The organism is Enterococcus alcedinis, from assembly GCF_014635985.1.
Classification (GTDB): domain Bacteria; phylum Bacillota; class Bacilli; order Lactobacillales; family Enterococcaceae; genus Enterococcus_I; species Enterococcus_I alcedinis.
On sequence record NZ_BMDT01000002.1, the window covers coordinates 25315 to 38181 of the forward strand.

The 12867-nt window shown below is 38.2% G+C and carries 18 protein-coding genes and 1 other annotated feature; of the genes, 5 read left to right on the forward strand and 13 right to left on the reverse strand.

Annotation, left to right across the window (positions count from 1 at the left end):
* Window positions 1-11 precede the first annotated feature (11 nt).
* Together IEV09_RS02995 and aac(6') are read left to right on the forward strand one after the other, a co-directional pair.
* A complete protein-coding gene (locus IEV09_RS02995; protein WP_188366793.1) occupies window positions 12-455 on the forward strand; it encodes an acyl-CoA thioesterase in 444 nt (147 codons plus the stop codon).
* Entirely contained in the window at window positions 448-882 is a 435-nt protein-coding gene (aac(6'), locus tag IEV09_RS03000; protein ID WP_188366794.1) for an aminoglycoside 6'-N-acetyltransferase, read from the forward strand. The genes IEV09_RS02995 and aac(6') overlap by 8 nt, the downstream gene beginning before the upstream one ends.
* 44 nt (window positions 883-926) lie before the next feature.
* Here the strand turns inward: aac(6') and IEV09_RS03005 are convergent, their stop codons facing one another.
* A complete protein-coding gene (locus IEV09_RS03005) occupies window positions 927-1661 on the reverse strand; it encodes a DUF1003 domain-containing protein (protein WP_188366795.1) in 735 nt (244 codons plus the stop codon).
* Window positions 1662-1814: 153 nt separating this feature from the next.
* On the opposite strand from IEV09_RS03005, the gene IEV09_RS03010 reads away from it, so the two are divergent.
* Window positions 1815-2567, forward strand: coding sequence for an alpha/beta fold hydrolase (locus IEV09_RS03010; RefSeq protein ID WP_188366796.1), 753 nt, complete (start codon window positions 1815-1817; stop codon window positions 2565-2567).
* Between the two features lie 50 nt (window positions 2568-2617).
* Here the strand turns inward: IEV09_RS03010 and IEV09_RS03015 are convergent, their stop codons facing one another.
* Complete coding sequence (locus tag IEV09_RS03015) at window positions 2618-3262, reverse strand: FusB/FusC family EF-G-binding protein (protein WP_188366797.1); 645 nt, start codon at window positions 3260-3262, stop codon at window positions 2618-2620.
* A gap of 121 nt (window positions 3263-3383) precedes the next feature.
* Between IEV09_RS03015 and IEV09_RS03020 the strand changes: the two genes are divergently transcribed.
* Window positions 3384-3932 carry a GNAT family N-acetyltransferase gene (locus IEV09_RS03020; protein WP_188366798.1) on the forward strand — a complete coding sequence of 183 codons (549 nt, stop codon included), beginning with the start codon at window positions 3384-3386 and terminating at the stop codon, window positions 3930-3932.
* A 55-nt stretch (window positions 3933-3987) separates the two neighbouring features.
* Here IEV09_RS03020 and dat read toward each other — a convergent pair whose 3' ends face one another.
* From dat to infC, 7 genes are all read right to left on the reverse strand, one after another.
* On the reverse strand, window positions 3988-4830 hold the full coding sequence (dat, locus tag IEV09_RS03025) for a D-amino-acid transaminase (RefSeq protein ID WP_188366799.1): 843 nt from the start codon (window positions 4828-4830) through the stop codon (window positions 3988-3990).
* 16 nt (window positions 4831-4846) lie between these two features.
* On the reverse strand, window positions 4847-5296 hold the full coding sequence (locus IEV09_RS03030; protein WP_188366800.1) for a MepB family protein: 450 nt from the start codon (window positions 5294-5296) through the stop codon (window positions 4847-4849).
* 95 nt (window positions 5297-5391) lie between these two features.
* Complete coding sequence (locus tag IEV09_RS03035) at window positions 5392-5937, reverse strand: phosphoribosyltransferase family protein (protein ID WP_188366801.1); 546 nt, start codon at window positions 5935-5937, stop codon at window positions 5392-5394.
* Between the two features lies 1 nt (window position 5938).
* A complete protein-coding gene (locus IEV09_RS03040; protein ID WP_188366802.1) occupies window positions 5939-7012 on the reverse strand; it encodes an NCS2 family permease in 1074 nt (357 codons plus the stop codon).
* A gap of 302 nt (window positions 7013-7314) precedes the next feature.
* Window positions 7315-7674 (reverse strand): 50S ribosomal protein L20, encoded by a 360-nt coding sequence (rplT, locus tag IEV09_RS03045; RefSeq protein ID WP_188366803.1) that lies wholly within the window; start codon window positions 7672-7674, stop codon window positions 7315-7317.
* A gap of 72 nt (window positions 7675-7746) precedes the next feature.
* Complete coding sequence (rpmI, locus tag IEV09_RS03050) at window positions 7747-7947, reverse strand: 50S ribosomal protein L35 (protein WP_188366804.1); 201 nt, start codon at window positions 7945-7947, stop codon at window positions 7747-7749.
* 66 nt (window positions 7948-8013) lie between these two features.
* Entirely contained in the window at window positions 8014-8535 is a 522-nt protein-coding gene (gene infC, locus IEV09_RS03055; protein ID WP_188366805.1) for a translation initiation factor IF-3, read from the reverse strand.
* Window positions 8536-8583: 48 nt separating this feature from the next.
* Window positions 8584-8709 (reverse strand) — a sequence feature (ribosomal protein L20 leader region).
* A 108-nt stretch (window positions 8710-8817) separates the two neighbouring features.
* Between infC and IEV09_RS03060 the strand changes: the two genes are divergently transcribed.
* Window positions 8818-9222 (forward strand): DUF1801 domain-containing protein, encoded by a 405-nt coding sequence (locus IEV09_RS03060; protein ID WP_188366806.1) that lies wholly within the window; start codon window positions 8818-8820, stop codon window positions 9220-9222.
* A 47-nt stretch (window positions 9223-9269) separates the two neighbouring features.
* On the opposite strand, the gene nox is transcribed toward IEV09_RS03060, so the two are convergent.
* The 4 genes from nox to IEV09_RS03080 all read right to left on the reverse strand — a co-directional run bounded on the left by nox (window position 9270) and on the right by IEV09_RS03080 (window position 12835).
* Entirely contained in the window at window positions 9270-10604 is a 1335-nt protein-coding gene (gene nox / locus IEV09_RS03065) for a H2O-forming NADH oxidase (protein ID WP_188366807.1), read from the reverse strand.
* A gap of 332 nt (window positions 10605-10936) precedes the next feature.
* Window positions 10937-11086: a hypothetical protein gene (locus IEV09_RS03070; protein WP_188366808.1), complete on the reverse strand. Its 150-nt coding sequence runs from the start codon at window positions 11084-11086 to the stop codon at window positions 10937-10939.
* A gap of 5 nt (window positions 11087-11091) precedes the next feature.
* Complete coding sequence (locus IEV09_RS03075) at window positions 11092-12042, reverse strand: glycosyltransferase family 2 protein (RefSeq protein ID WP_188367096.1); 951 nt, start codon at window positions 12040-12042, stop codon at window positions 11092-11094.
* 124 nt (window positions 12043-12166) lie between these two features.
* Window positions 12167-12835 carry a deoxynucleoside kinase gene (locus tag IEV09_RS03080; RefSeq protein ID WP_188366809.1) on the reverse strand — a complete coding sequence of 223 codons (669 nt, stop codon included), beginning with the start codon at window positions 12833-12835 and terminating at the stop codon, window positions 12167-12169.
* Window positions 12836-12867: the final 32 nt, after the last annotated feature.

Below are 12867 nucleotides of genomic sequence, written 5' to 3' on the forward strand. Positions count from 1 at the left end.
AGGAGTTTCCTATGACTTATTCTGGTTATTTACGACAACCCCATTACTACGAAACAGATCAAATGGGGATTATTCATCACTCCAATTACATTCGCTGGTTTGAAGAAGCCCGTGTTGATTGGCTGACATTTTTAGATGTGCCTTATTATAAAATTGAAGCAGCTGGGATTATCATTCCTGTTTTAGCTGTCAGTTGCGACTATAAAGAAATGATTCGTTATGAAGATCAAGTACGGATTGAGGTCACAATTGATAAATATACCGGCACGCGTTTAGATTTTTCTTATGAGATTTTCAATCAAACAACCAATCAACTCTTAACAGTCGGAACAAGTAAACATTGTTTCTTAAGTAAAGAAAACAATCGCTTGCTTCAATTAAAACGTAGTCACCCTGAAATCCATCACATTTTCTTAGAAACATTTGAACAGCAAAAAGGACAAACCAATGATTAGACAAGCCAGTCTTACAGAAATCACATTTGTTGCAACGCTTGCTCAAGAACTTTGGCCTGATAATACCGTTGCCTCACTGGAAGCGGAGATGCGCGAAAGTCTCAAAAATTCCGATACTACTTTCTTCCTATACTACGCTGACAATCAAGCGGTCGCTTTTGCCCATGTTCAATTGCGCCATGATTATGTTGAAGGGACAGACAGCTCGCCCGTCGGTTACTTAGAAGGAATCTATGTACAAGAAGCGCTTCGTAAACAAGGGATTGCTGGGCAATTATTAACTGCTTGTCAAACTTGGGCCAAGCAACAAGGTTGTACAGAATTTGCGAGTGATTGTGAACTGACGAATGACGAGAGTTTACGATTTCACTTATCCCACGGATTTATTGAAGCGAATCGGATCATTTGTTTTACGAAAAAACTATAAATAGAAAAAAGGAATTCAGCCCAAACGAGCGAATTCCTTTTTTATTATTCTATTTGTTCCTTTTCTTCTCGTACGACAGTTTCAAGTGCATCCACTTGTTTTTGCAGTTCTTCTAAAAGCGATAATTGAATCGTTTGAATCTCAATTAAATGTTGCCATTCATTGGTTAATAAATGATCCAACTTTTGATGCAACAAACGAATTTCGATTTCTGCCTTTAAATTGGTTTGATAATCATTGGACGTTTGTAACCGATCACGTTCCGCTTGTCGATTTTGACTCATCATAATAATCGGTGCTTGGATGGCAGCTAAACAAGACAAAACCAGGTTTAGCAAAATGTACGGATACGGATCAAACCTTTGGCCGAATAACGCAAGCGAATTTATCGTAATCCAACTAATTAAAACAAACATAAAACTGAAAATAAACGGCCAACTCCCACCAAACTTCGCAATCGCATCTGCTGTTTTTTGTCCTAAGGTCAATCGATTTTTAATGCTATGGTTTGTATTTTTCGTCACTGGTTGCCCTTGTTCAATACTCTTAAATACCGTTTCATTTAGATGATTCATCTCTTTAGAATCACTTTGAATCGTTTCTTTAATATGAGCCAAACGATAGTCCGTCACACAAGAAAAGCAGAGCATACTTGCATCTGTTAACTCTGGATGATCGCTTAGAATCATTTTTTTCACATCCGGTTCAACCTCTTTTAATAAGACACCCGTTACAAGTGAATTGCCACATATTGAACAATGAATCGTCGTTTTCCCCATACTAGACACATCCTTTATTTGATGGTAAAATCCTCTTCTTCGCGCTTATTATAGCATATCTCGCTTCTATTAAAGAGCGTTTACATTCTGATCAGAAGCAATCGGTTTAATTAAAAGATGGATATCAGTTATACTATTATTGGAGGGATGAACATGAAATTAGCCATTCGAAAAAGAAAAATTGGGAATATTCCTATTTTAGAAGTTGTAGATGAAACAAAAATTTATGAACCGATGCCGTTGATTATTTATTATCATGGTTGGCAAACAGCCAAAGAGCTCGTCTTAACTCAGGGCCGAAAATTAGCCAAGCAAGGGTTTCGTGTTGTCTTACCTGATGCTGCCAATCACGGCGAACGTAAAACAGAGCTTTCCCCAATCCCATCATTAACTTTTTGGAATAGTATCCAAAGTAACTTATTTGAATTTTCATTTATCGTTGATTTTTTTGAAAATTTAGGCGTTACAACCAATCAAATTGGTGTCGGTGGGGTTTCAATGGGTGGCATGACGACCGCTGGATTATTAACCCAACATCCAGAAATTACTGCAGCAGCTTGTATTATGGGGTCACCCGCCATGATTCGTTATCGTGAACGGATTTTATATCATGCCAATGCGGCAGGTTTCTTTTTGCCACATGATTATGAACAACTGCTGGGATGGATTGATGCTTATGATTTGGATTCGCAAATTGAAACATTAGGCGAGCGTCCGTTCTTAATTTGGCACGGCACCGACGACGAAAAAATTCCTTATGAACATATCCAAGACTTTGTTGAAAAACATCCGCAAGAAAACATTGAATTTGTTTCCGAAGACGAACGTCACTTAGTTCGTGGGGCAACAATGGATTTAGTCACCGACTTTTTTGTCGAACACCTTTCCACTGAAAATCAGGTCTAAAAAAGAACGTTCGTAGTCAAGAGATACTTCCTTGGCTACAAACGTTCTTTTTATTTGGCTTTGACTTGTTCAATAAAGGCATCGAAATGGGTTCTTGTCTGTAGTTGACGATTACATGCCTCACTGTTATAGCAAATATAATTGCCTTTAGTTTTGTACTGTCCGTCTTTATTGACTTTTCCTTTGACTGTAAATAAAGAAACCCCACTCGTTCCATGACAAATCGTACAAATGCCTTTTTTGACTTCATTACTAATTGTTCCTTGCAACCCTTGGAGTTTCGCATTTTGATAATACAAAATGAATTTACTTTGTTGACCTGGATCATTCCAAGCGTAAAACGAATATTCTTTTAAATCAATGGTTTCCCAATCGGGCATTTGAATTTTCTTTGTTTTGGCGAAAGCCTTCTTAACTCCCGCTTCACTTGGTTGTTTAAACGGGCGAACAAATAAACGTAGATTCTCCAAATAGCGATCGACTTCTCTTTGACTATCGGTAATTTTTTCAATCGCCATTACAATTGCTAATTCTTCTTGTGTTAAATGACTTAATTCTTCTTTAATCGTTTCAAAAGCCAAACCACGAACCGCTTGAATCGTTGAGCGATCATTGACACTGCGATGCGTTTGGGCTAGTAGTTGCGTTTGTTCACGTAAAAAGTAATAGTTATAGGGTTCTAAAAATGGATGCATGATACCCCTCCTCTGTCGAAAGTATAACGAAAATAAAAATAACGGTCAATGATTGTTTGCTATTCTAACGTCTGGATGGTATGCTATGTCATAACTTTTTTAGGAATCGGAGTGGATGCATATGTCAAAATATTTTCATTTACCAATCGGAGACGGTTATTCTTTAGTCGCAGCTGAAATCACGATGGCTGAAGACATTTTTAAATTGGTTGATTCGAATCGTGAGCATTTACGAACCTTTTTAGATTTTGTCGATGCTTCCGTCGATGTAACCTTGCAAGAAAATTATATCAAAATGAAACTTCAAGGTTCGGCTAACGGCACCGATAAGCTTTTTTTCATCGCATCTGGCGATCAATTAATCGGAACCATCGATTTGCATGCCATTCATCCCACTGTAAAAAAAGCTGAAATTGGCTATTGGGTTCATACGGATTACACGAAAAAAGGCGTAACCTCTAAAGCCGTACGTGCGCTTTGCCAGTATGCCTTTGATGTTCTAAAATTAAACAAGTTGACCATTATGGCTGATGTGCGAAACATCGGCAGCAATAAAGTCGCTCAAAGTTGTGGCTTTACACTACTAGGTACACGCCCACAAGATATTTTTATTTATGAAGAGTTTCAAGATATGAATGAATACTACTTATTAAAAGAATCTTTTCGTTAAAAAAATCCCCCTGATTTTTCTCTTGATGCGAAAAAAATCGGGGGTTTTTATTCGATTAATCAATCGTTGAAGCAATGTATAACGCTAACAGTTGTTGTGTCAAAGGGCCTGGTTTCCCATCACCTATCGCCTGACCATCAATCGATACTATTGGCACGATTTCATAGATACTATTTGTTACGAAACATTCGTCGATATCTGCTAGTTGACTGACTTTGACCGCTTCTTCGATCACAATCAGATTATTTTCCTTCGCTAGTTGCAATAAATGTTGCTTCGTAATACCTGGTAAAATCAAGTTCCCATCTGGATGAGTGTAAATCACACCATCAATCACAAACCAAGCATTTGAAGCCGAGGCTTCCGTAAAAACACCATCGCGCTCAAGTAACGCGTCATCATAGTCTTTCTTGACTGCTTCATCGAGTGATAACAGATTCCCCATCAAACTCAGAGACTTAATGTCGCAATGCAACCAACGCATATCTGGAATAACGGTTGCTCGCTGCCCCGTTTGTTGAAGCACTACAGGGCGTTCAAACGGTAACGTATAGCCCAAATAAACGGGTGTTACACTGCCTTTTTCTGGAATTAAATGTTGTCTAGGCGAAACAATCCCACGTGAGATTTGAAAATAAACGAGCCCATTTTGAACTTCTGTTGCTTCGATTAAATCTTCTAGCATCTTTCCTAATTCTGATTTTGTAAATGGTAAACCTAAATGAATCTTCTCTGCGCCTCGTTCCAATCGGTCGAAATGCTCGGAAAACATAAACATTTTTCCGGCATAAATCCGTACCGCTTCATATAAGCCATCGCCAAAGTGATACCCACGATCTTCAAAAGAAATCGCTACTTCATCCTTTTCAACAATTTGTCCATTGAATAATGTTTTCATTGCCCCATCCCTCATCTCATTTATTCGTGTAATCACTAAAATACTTCGTCTGCCATTTTTGTGTTCGTGCTGCACTCGCATTTAAATCGGTTTCCCATATCGGATAGACTCGCAACGCCATTTTCCCTTTACTCGTGTCACTCGATAAAATTCCTTGCTGCAAAAGTACCTCTTTCGGAAAAAGAAAGCATCCTTGTTTTTCGGCATCCTTAACAATCACGATTAGCTGGTTCGGTGCTTCTAAAAAAGCATACGGCTGATTTTTATTTTGCGGATCTTTTTCCCAAAACACGACAAAATAGCCTTTTTTCTTCGGTGTCTTTTTGGCTAAACGACTCCGAAACGTCTCACCACTTATCGTGAAAGTCATTCCTTCATAATCTTCATTTTGTGTTTCATACGTTCTATTTTCGATTTTTTGATCTGACGTTAGCCAATAATCTTGTAACCAATTCAATGTTTGCATAGGCAGCCCTTTCTTAACGATTGATTCTAGCATACGCTAGAAGTAGAAAAGATGCGAACTGTTCAAAGCACAATTCGCATCTTTTGCGTTGATTTTTATAGAGGAAACAATGGTAATTCTTCTAAAAATACAATGTCCTCACGATTGGCAGCGTCGCCTTCTGCTAAAACAGCTGCTTGGGCAATCACCTTCGCACCGGCTTTTTCAACCAATGTGACTAATGCTTGCAAGGATTCGCCAGTACTAATCACATCATCAATAATCGCGACATTTTTCCCAGCAATCAATGCAGCGTCGCGTCCATCTAAGATTAAGGTCTGTTCTTTTTGTGTTGTAATTGAAAAAACCGATGCTTCTAAAGGGGCATCCATATAGGCTTTAACGCTTTTTCGAGCGACGATATACGTTTTAAAATCCATGATCCGTGCTAACTCTTGCAACAAGGGAATCCCTTTGGCTTCAGCTGTGACTAAATAATCGATGTCGGTTGGTAATTTTTTAGCCAAAGCAATGGCTGCCTGGGTTGTCATTTCTGCATCTCCCAATAAAACAAATGAAGCAATCGCTAAATCTTCTGCCACTTGAATAATGGGCAACGTTCTTTTTAGCCCGGCTACTTGTAATTCATATGTCTTCTCCATATTATAAGAACACTCCAATCATCGGTAAAATAAATTTAATCACTAAACCTGCTAGCATCCCAAAAAATGGATCAAACAAAGCCGTTACAACCATCGTCACACTACCGACTAATGGATTTTCAGCTACAGCTGGTTGAATATTTCCAGTAACCGTTACAAAAGCACCTAAAACAAATAAGAAACCTGCAATCGATTCAGTCGGAACGTATTTCCCCATTTTCGGTAAAATCCCTGTCCCTAAAATAATCGCCATAATCGTCATCATTAAGACACCTGAGAAAACAGGATTTGGCGCACTACCTGTCGCAGAGATAATCGATTCCAGTGGTGCCCCACCAAAAGCACTCGAGATTAAATCAGCAACAGAACTAACAACCGTTAACACATCAACGTTGACCGGATTGGCCTCACTGCCCGTCATACTTCCCGTAATCATCCCAAAGGAGATATTTGAACCGATATTCAGACAAGCAAGTGCAAGCGCGCCACGTAAGATACGCCCTGAAAACATTGGTTTAATGAACGATAGTTTTTGATCACCCACACCAGCCGGTAATTCAATTGTCGCTTTTTTATAATAAACCGAATAAAGCGTTGAAATGACCACCGATAGTAAAATCGTATAAACCAAATCTTTCGTAAAAATATACACGAGAATAGCCGAGATCATTGAAATCCAACCCACATCGACATTCGTTTGCGTCATACGAATTGCTGCACGAGCTAAAATAAAACCAACCCCCGCCATCATTCCAGCAGTAATATCGGTGCCTAAAAAATCAACTAACGTATTCATCCAACCCAATAAACCCACAGCCGTCATTAATACTGCTGCCCATAAAATAATTGAAATTCGTTCGCGTTTATTATCCCCTAACGCACCCGCAACTGTAATCGATTCGACTTGAAACGAAATCGGAGCAACCGACCCCGTCACCGCATTCGCCACTGCCGAAAAAGCAAAAGCAATCGCGGTTGGAAATGCTGCAAAACCTAATGATAACGCTAAAATCCCTTGTGGTACGCCATTAATGACTACACCAATCGCAGCCAGTAAATCTTGAATAAATTCCATAAAAACACTCCTTATTGTCTTTAAAATCTCCTATTCAGTTTATCGAATCAAAAACCCTTCCGCAACCATTTGTTACCATTTAATCATATTCAACTCAATATCGTTCGTATAACAAAACAAAAATCTCTTTAAAAAGAATAAAAAATAAGAACAATCAATTAATATCCGAACGTAAAACATTTATTTCATCTCCCTAATTTTCTTTTATTCTTTTCGTTTAGATACCTTATTTCTATTTTTTAAACACAAAAAAACCCACTATTTCTAGTGGGTTAAACGTTGTTTTTACAATGTTTTCAAGCTTATTTAGCTAATGCTGTTTTAGCTTGATCTGCAATTGCAGTAAATGCTGCTGCATCGTTAACTGCTAAATCTGCTAACATTTTACGGTTAACATCAATTTCAGCTAATTTCAAACCGTGCATTAATTTTGAGTAGCTTAAGCCATTGATACGAGCTGCCGCGTTGATACGTGTAATCCATAATCCACGGAAATCACGTTTCTTTTGACGACGATCTCTATATGCGTAGTAATATGAGTTCATTACTTGTTCTTTTGCTGTTTTAAATAAAGTATGTTTCGAACCGTAATAGCCTTTTGCTAATTTAAGCACCTTTTTACGACGCTTACGAGTTACTGTTCCACCTTTAACACGTGCCATGTTTAATTCCTCCTAAATGTAAATGTATCTTTTCTTGAATTTTTTAAATTACTTAAAGCGTAGCTATTCTTATTATTTTAAGTAAGCTAGCATTTGACGAATACGTTTGTAATCGCCTTTTGAAACCATGCCTGCTTTACGCAATTGACGGCGTTGTTTCTTTGTTTTTCCGTGGAAACGGTGGCTTGTAAATGCACGGAATCTCTTTAATCCGCCTGAACCAGTACGTTTAACGCGCTTTGCTAATCCGCGGTGTGTTTTTTGTTTTGGCATAACTAATTTCCTCCTCAAAATCTTTCATTATCTGACAGTTTCACTAATTGCTTAGTGAGCCGCTATTTACTTGTCGTTTTTTGGCGCTAACACTAGGAACATGCTGCGTCCGTCCATTTTCGCTTTCTGTTCCACTGTTGCAATATCTGTAGTTTCTTCAGCCAAACGATCCAGAACTTTCTGACCAATCTCTTTATGGGTAATGGCGCGTCCTTTAAAACGAATAGAAGCTTTCACTTTATCGCCTTTTTCAAGGAACTTACGTGCATTGCGAAGTTTTGTTTCGAAATCATGAATATCAATTGTTGGACTTAAGCGAACTTCTTTAACGTTAATCACTTTTTGTTTCTTACGGGCATCTCTCTCGCGCTTTTGCAAGTCGAAGCGATGTTTTCCGTAATCCATAATACGTGCAACGGGTGGATTTGCATTAGGTGCAACTAAAACAACATCTAAGTTTGCTTTTTCAGCAAGCTCTAATGCTTCTGATTTAGTTTTTACTCCAAGTTGTTCTCCATCTTGATCAATCAATCTTAGTTCACGAGCACGAATGCCGTCGTTTACCATCATATCCTTTGCTATGGTCATTCACCTCCAAGTTTTTTTGCGAGAAAAAAAGTTGTATTAATAGGGCGTAAAATACAAAAAAAACGAGTTCTTATTCGAACCCGCGCGTACTCCAGCCTAAAAACGATCTGAAATCCTATTCTGCCCAGCAAAAATTATCACTAAGGCGAGAAGCGGGTGCTTCTACTTTTATTTCTCAACTTTAACAGTATAGCAAATATATATAGACACGTCAATGGTTTTACTAATATTTTTTCAACTTCTATGCTAGAATAAAGAAAAAAGACGTTTAGGAGGCTTCTTATGCATATTCCAGCAGAATCCATTGACGATTTGATTTCAAAAAGTGAACATCAAGAATTATTCCAGCTACTGGATCAGTGGATGCAAACCACTTTCCCACAGTTAAATCGCCGACTGGTTCAAACGAAAACCATTACCTTCGTGGCTTACGGAGATTTAGCCAAAGCCAATCCAGAAGATCCTTTTTCATCGCTCGTTGCACTTGCACCTCAAAAAAATAATCTTTCCTTCTATATAACAGGCGAAAAAAATGGTGAACCTATTTTAGCAAACTATGCACACCTCTTCCCAAAATCAGCCATGGGGAAAACGTGCTTACGATTGCGAAATACAAAAAAACTTGATTTCACGGTATTAAAAGCGATCGTCAATGACGTCATTACGTGGAACGCGACACAAGTATAATACACAAAAAAGGAATCACCCGAGGGTCATTCCTTTTTTGTTACCGATTATTCTGCAGCAGCTGCTGCTTTGTTAATGTAGTTAAATGGTTGGTTGTAGTGTGGTAAGAAGAATAAGTCTAATAGTGCTAACTCATCAACAGTTACCCCTTTAGCAATCGCTAATGAGAACATGTGGATTGCCATACCAATTTCTGAAGTTGTTGAAGACATTTGTGCACCAACAATGCGACGTGTTTTCGCATCGTAAACGATACGTGTTTTAACGTTGTCGTTATCTTTCATGAAGGCTGGTTTTTGAGTATCTTCAATGTCTGTATATTTAACATCTAAGCCAAAACGTGGTGCTGATTGTACAGAGTAACCTGTTGAAACCATGTGTAAATCAAAGATTGTAATACCGTTTGATCCTTGAACACCTGGAGATTCGATTTTGTTTCCACCGATGTTTTCACCAGCTACAATTCCTGTACGAACAGCGTTACTTGCTAAAGCGATATAAGCTGTGTCTTGTAAAGCGTTTGAGTAAACTGTTGCACAGTCACCGACTGCGTAAACGTCTTTGTCACTTGTTTGTTGGTGACGGTCAACTAAGTATGCACCATTTACAAATGTTTCTAAATGGTCGCCAGCTAGGCCACTGTTTGGACGGAATCCGATTGCGTTGATAACAACATCAACTTCGTAAACGCCTTTAGCAGTTACAACGGCTTCAACTTTATCTGTTCCACGGTATTCTTCAACAAGTTCACCTAAATGTAACTCAATGCCGTTATCCGCTAAGTTTTTATCCATGTCATCGGTAAACCATTTGTCATAGTAGTTTGGTAATGAACGATCCGCTGCATCAAATAATAGAACATGTTTGCCACGACGTTTTGCCGCTTCCGCAATCTCAACACCGATGTAACCCGCTCCAATAACTGCAACGTTTTTCACATCGTCTTGATCTAATAATTGATCAATCATTTGTCCTTCATGGAATTTCTTCATGAATTGGATGTTGCCTAAGTCATGTCCAGGTACTTTCGGAGCGATTGGTAATGAACCAGTTGCTAAAACAAGTTTGTCATAGCTTTCATCCCACTCTTTACCGTCTGCCGAAACACAGTGAACAGTTTTGTTGGCATAGTCCACTGAAGTCACGTCTGTAGACATGTGGATTGTTGCACCTTTTGCTTTAAATTCTTCTTCGTCTGTGTAGAATAAACCTTCATATTCTTCAATTTGACGACCTACCCAAAGTGCTGTCCCACAGCTTAAGTAGCTGATGTGGTCTGTTTTTTCAATTAAAACAACTTCCTGATTATCGAATTTATCTAATAGTGTATTGGCAGCTGAAATCCCGGCGTGGTTCGATCCAATAATTACTGTTTTTGTCATGTGTGTTGCCCCCTTTAAATATTTACAAGCTTAGTATAACGGGCATGTGAATATAAAAACTATCAAGAATTTTTTCACATGTGAAAAAGTTGCAAGTTTTTATTTGAAAGGTTGTTTTAAAGGGATTCTTTAATTTTAAAAAAATCAATAAAAATTAGATTGTGAAATATCAATCTTAATATTTACTTAAAAAAATAAAAAAGCCATGATTTCAATCATGACTCCTACGATAATTGTGACTGATTACTCGTCCTTGGACGCTTCAGCAACCTCTGATTCTAAACGGTATTGTTGGAGCAAATGCTCGGCGATAACTCTTCCGTTGGATAAAATCAAAGAACGATTTTTCCATCGGCTTCGTTATCACTCGCATCTGGACGCTCCAAATCAATAACCTCTGATTTAAACGGTATTTCTGAAGTAAAGACTCGGTAATATGCTTGATTCTTTTTGAAAGTAAAAAACACTTTCAAACGATTCAATCTTATTACTCGTCCTTGGACACTTCAGTAATAACCTCTGATTGTTCTCGTATTAAATAAATGGGGCGTTTTTTTGTTTCTAAGAATATTTTTCCGATGTATTTACCAATAATCCCTAAACATAAGAGTTGTAAACCACCCATAAAGAGCATAATCGAGACGATAGAAGGCCAACCGCTTGTTGGATCACCGAATAGTAAGGCTCGGGTGACAATGAAGATTAACGCGATTCCAGCGCCTAGACAGGACAAGGCGCCTACGAATGAAGCGAACATCAGTGGTGCCTCTGAGAAATTGACGATACCGTCTAATGAATATTTAAATAATCCCCAGAAAGACCATGACGTTTCGCCTGCGACACGTTCTCGATTCTCATACGCGATGTATTCTGTTTTGAAACCTACCCAACTAAAAATACCTTTTGAAAAGCGGTTGTACTCGGTCATTTCCAAGATAGCATCCACCATTTGTCGGGTCATTAAGCGGAAATCTCTTACGCCATCAATCATTTCGGTATCGCTAAATTGATTAATAATTTTGTAAAAGGCTTTAGAAAAAAAGCTGCGAATCGGTGGTTCTCCGGTTCGATTCTTACGTCGCGTACCGACACAGTCCAAATGTTCATTCTGAAGCATGTCTAACATTTGTGGTAGTAGCTCTGGAGGGTCTTGTAAGTCCGCGTCCATCACAGTAATAACCGATCCTTTGGCGTTTTTAAGCCCGGCATAAAGTGCGGCCTCTTTGCCAAAATTACGTGAAAAAGATAAGTAGTGAATCTCTTGGGGTCGTTGTTTATTTAATTCTTGTAAAATCGTTAATGTTTGATCCTTCGAGCCATCATCGACAAAAATGTATTCAATCTCTTGCGCGATAGGTGTCATAACAGCATCAACTGCTGCGACAAAATGCGGAATCGTTTCTGCTTCATTAAAACATGGTACGACAATCGAAAGCATGCCTTCGCCTCTTTTCTGATTTTTCTTTCTTTTATTATAACGTGTTTGTTGAACGACTGACAAGCAAGGTTCGAAACAAAAAAATCTTTCCACAGGAGATTCCTTAGAAAGATTTTTTTCATTACTATTTAGCTGTCGTTAAGATCCCTATTTGGCGGACTTCTTTCACTTTTTCTTCAATAATTCGTAAGACTTCTTTGGCCGCATCCGTATCTTCTACGAAATTTAAAACATCGCCGTCGATTTGGATTTTAGGACTTTCATTATATTCTTCATACCATTTATCATAACGATGGTTTAATTCTTTATAATAGTCATATAAATTCGGGTCATAAGTAATTTGTTCGAAATCACGACCACGTTTTTGAATTCTTTCAAGCATTGTTGGGAAAGATACACGAATATGAACAAGTAAATCTGGATGTTTCTTATGTGCCGCATGTGGTAATTCTTCTAACATATTCTTCAACAATTCATCATAAACACGTACTTCTGTCTCCGTTGCACGGCCTAAATCGGCATTTAAATGAAATAAAAGAGAATCTTCATAAATCGAACGATCCAGCACATTATTATCATGTTTTAGTGCTTTTTTGATACTTTCAAAACGTTTGTTTAAAAAGTAAATCTGTAGTAAAAAAGCATACTTATTTGGGTCTTCGTAAAATAATGGTAAGACTTCGTTATCCTCAACCGACTCATAAAAAGCTTCACTTTCTAAATGCTCTGCTAACATTGCGGTCAAACTAGATTTACCCGCACCAATCGTTCCTGCTAATACAATCACACTCATATCTCCTAACTCATTTCTATTTAATTTCCCTA

Excerpts from the sequence above, each read along its gene's own strand:
- IEV09_RS03035 (WP_188366801.1), bottom strand. The coding sequence starts at position 5,937 with ATGGAGAAGACATATGAATTACAAGTAGCCGGGCTAAAAAGAACGTTG.
- IEV09_RS02995 (WP_188366793.1), top strand. The coding sequence starts at position 12 with ATGACTTATTCTGGTTATTTACGACAACCCCATTACTACGAAACAGAT.
- rplT (WP_188366803.1), bottom strand. The coding sequence starts at position 7,674 with ATGGCACGTGTTAAAGGTGGAACAGTAACTCGTAAGCGTCGTAAAAAG.
- IEV09_RS03060 (WP_188366806.1), top strand. The coding sequence starts at position 8,818 with ATGCATATTCCAGCAGAATCCATTGACGATTTGATTTCAAAAAGTGAA.
- IEV09_RS03015 (WP_188366797.1), bottom strand. The coding sequence starts at position 3,262 with ATGCATCCATTTTTAGAACCCTATAACTATTACTTTTTACGTGAACAA.
- rpmI (WP_188366804.1), bottom strand. The coding sequence starts at position 7,947 with ATGCCAAAACAAAAAACACACCGCGGATTAGCAAAGCGCGTTAAACGT.
- IEV09_RS03040 (WP_188366802.1), bottom strand. The coding sequence starts at position 7,012 with ATGGAATTTATTCAAGATTTACTGGCTGCGATTGGTGTAGTCATTAAT.
- IEV09_RS03080 (WP_188366809.1), bottom strand. The coding sequence starts at position 12,835 with ATGAGTGTGATTGTATTAGCAGGAACGATTGGTGCGGGTAAATCTAGT.
- IEV09_RS03030 (WP_188366800.1), bottom strand. The coding sequence starts at position 5,296 with ATGCAAACATTGAATTGGTTACAAGATTATTGGCTAACGTCAGATCAA.
- nox (WP_188366807.1), bottom strand. The coding sequence starts at position 10,604 with ATGACAAAAACAGTAATTATTGGATCGAACCACGCCGGGATTTCAGCT.
- infC (WP_188366805.1), bottom strand. The coding sequence starts at position 8,535 with ATGACCATAGCAAAGGATATGATGGTAAACGACGGCATTCGTGCTCGT.
- dat (WP_188366799.1), bottom strand. The coding sequence starts at position 4,830 with ATGAAAACATTATTCAATGGACAAATTGTTGAAAAGGATGAAGTAGCG.
- IEV09_RS03005 (WP_188366795.1), bottom strand. The coding sequence starts at position 1,661 with ATGGGGAAAACGACGATTCATTGTTCAATATGTGGCAATTCACTTGTA.
- IEV09_RS03020 (WP_188366798.1), top strand. The coding sequence starts at position 3,384 with ATGTCAAAATATTTTCATTTACCAATCGGAGACGGTTATTCTTTAGTC.
- IEV09_RS03010 (WP_188366796.1), top strand. The coding sequence starts at position 1,815 with ATGAAATTAGCCATTCGAAAAAGAAAAATTGGGAATATTCCTATTTTA.
- IEV09_RS03075 (WP_188367096.1), bottom strand. The coding sequence starts at position 12,042 with ATGCTTTCGATTGTCGTACCATGTTTTAATGAAGCAGAAACGATTCCG.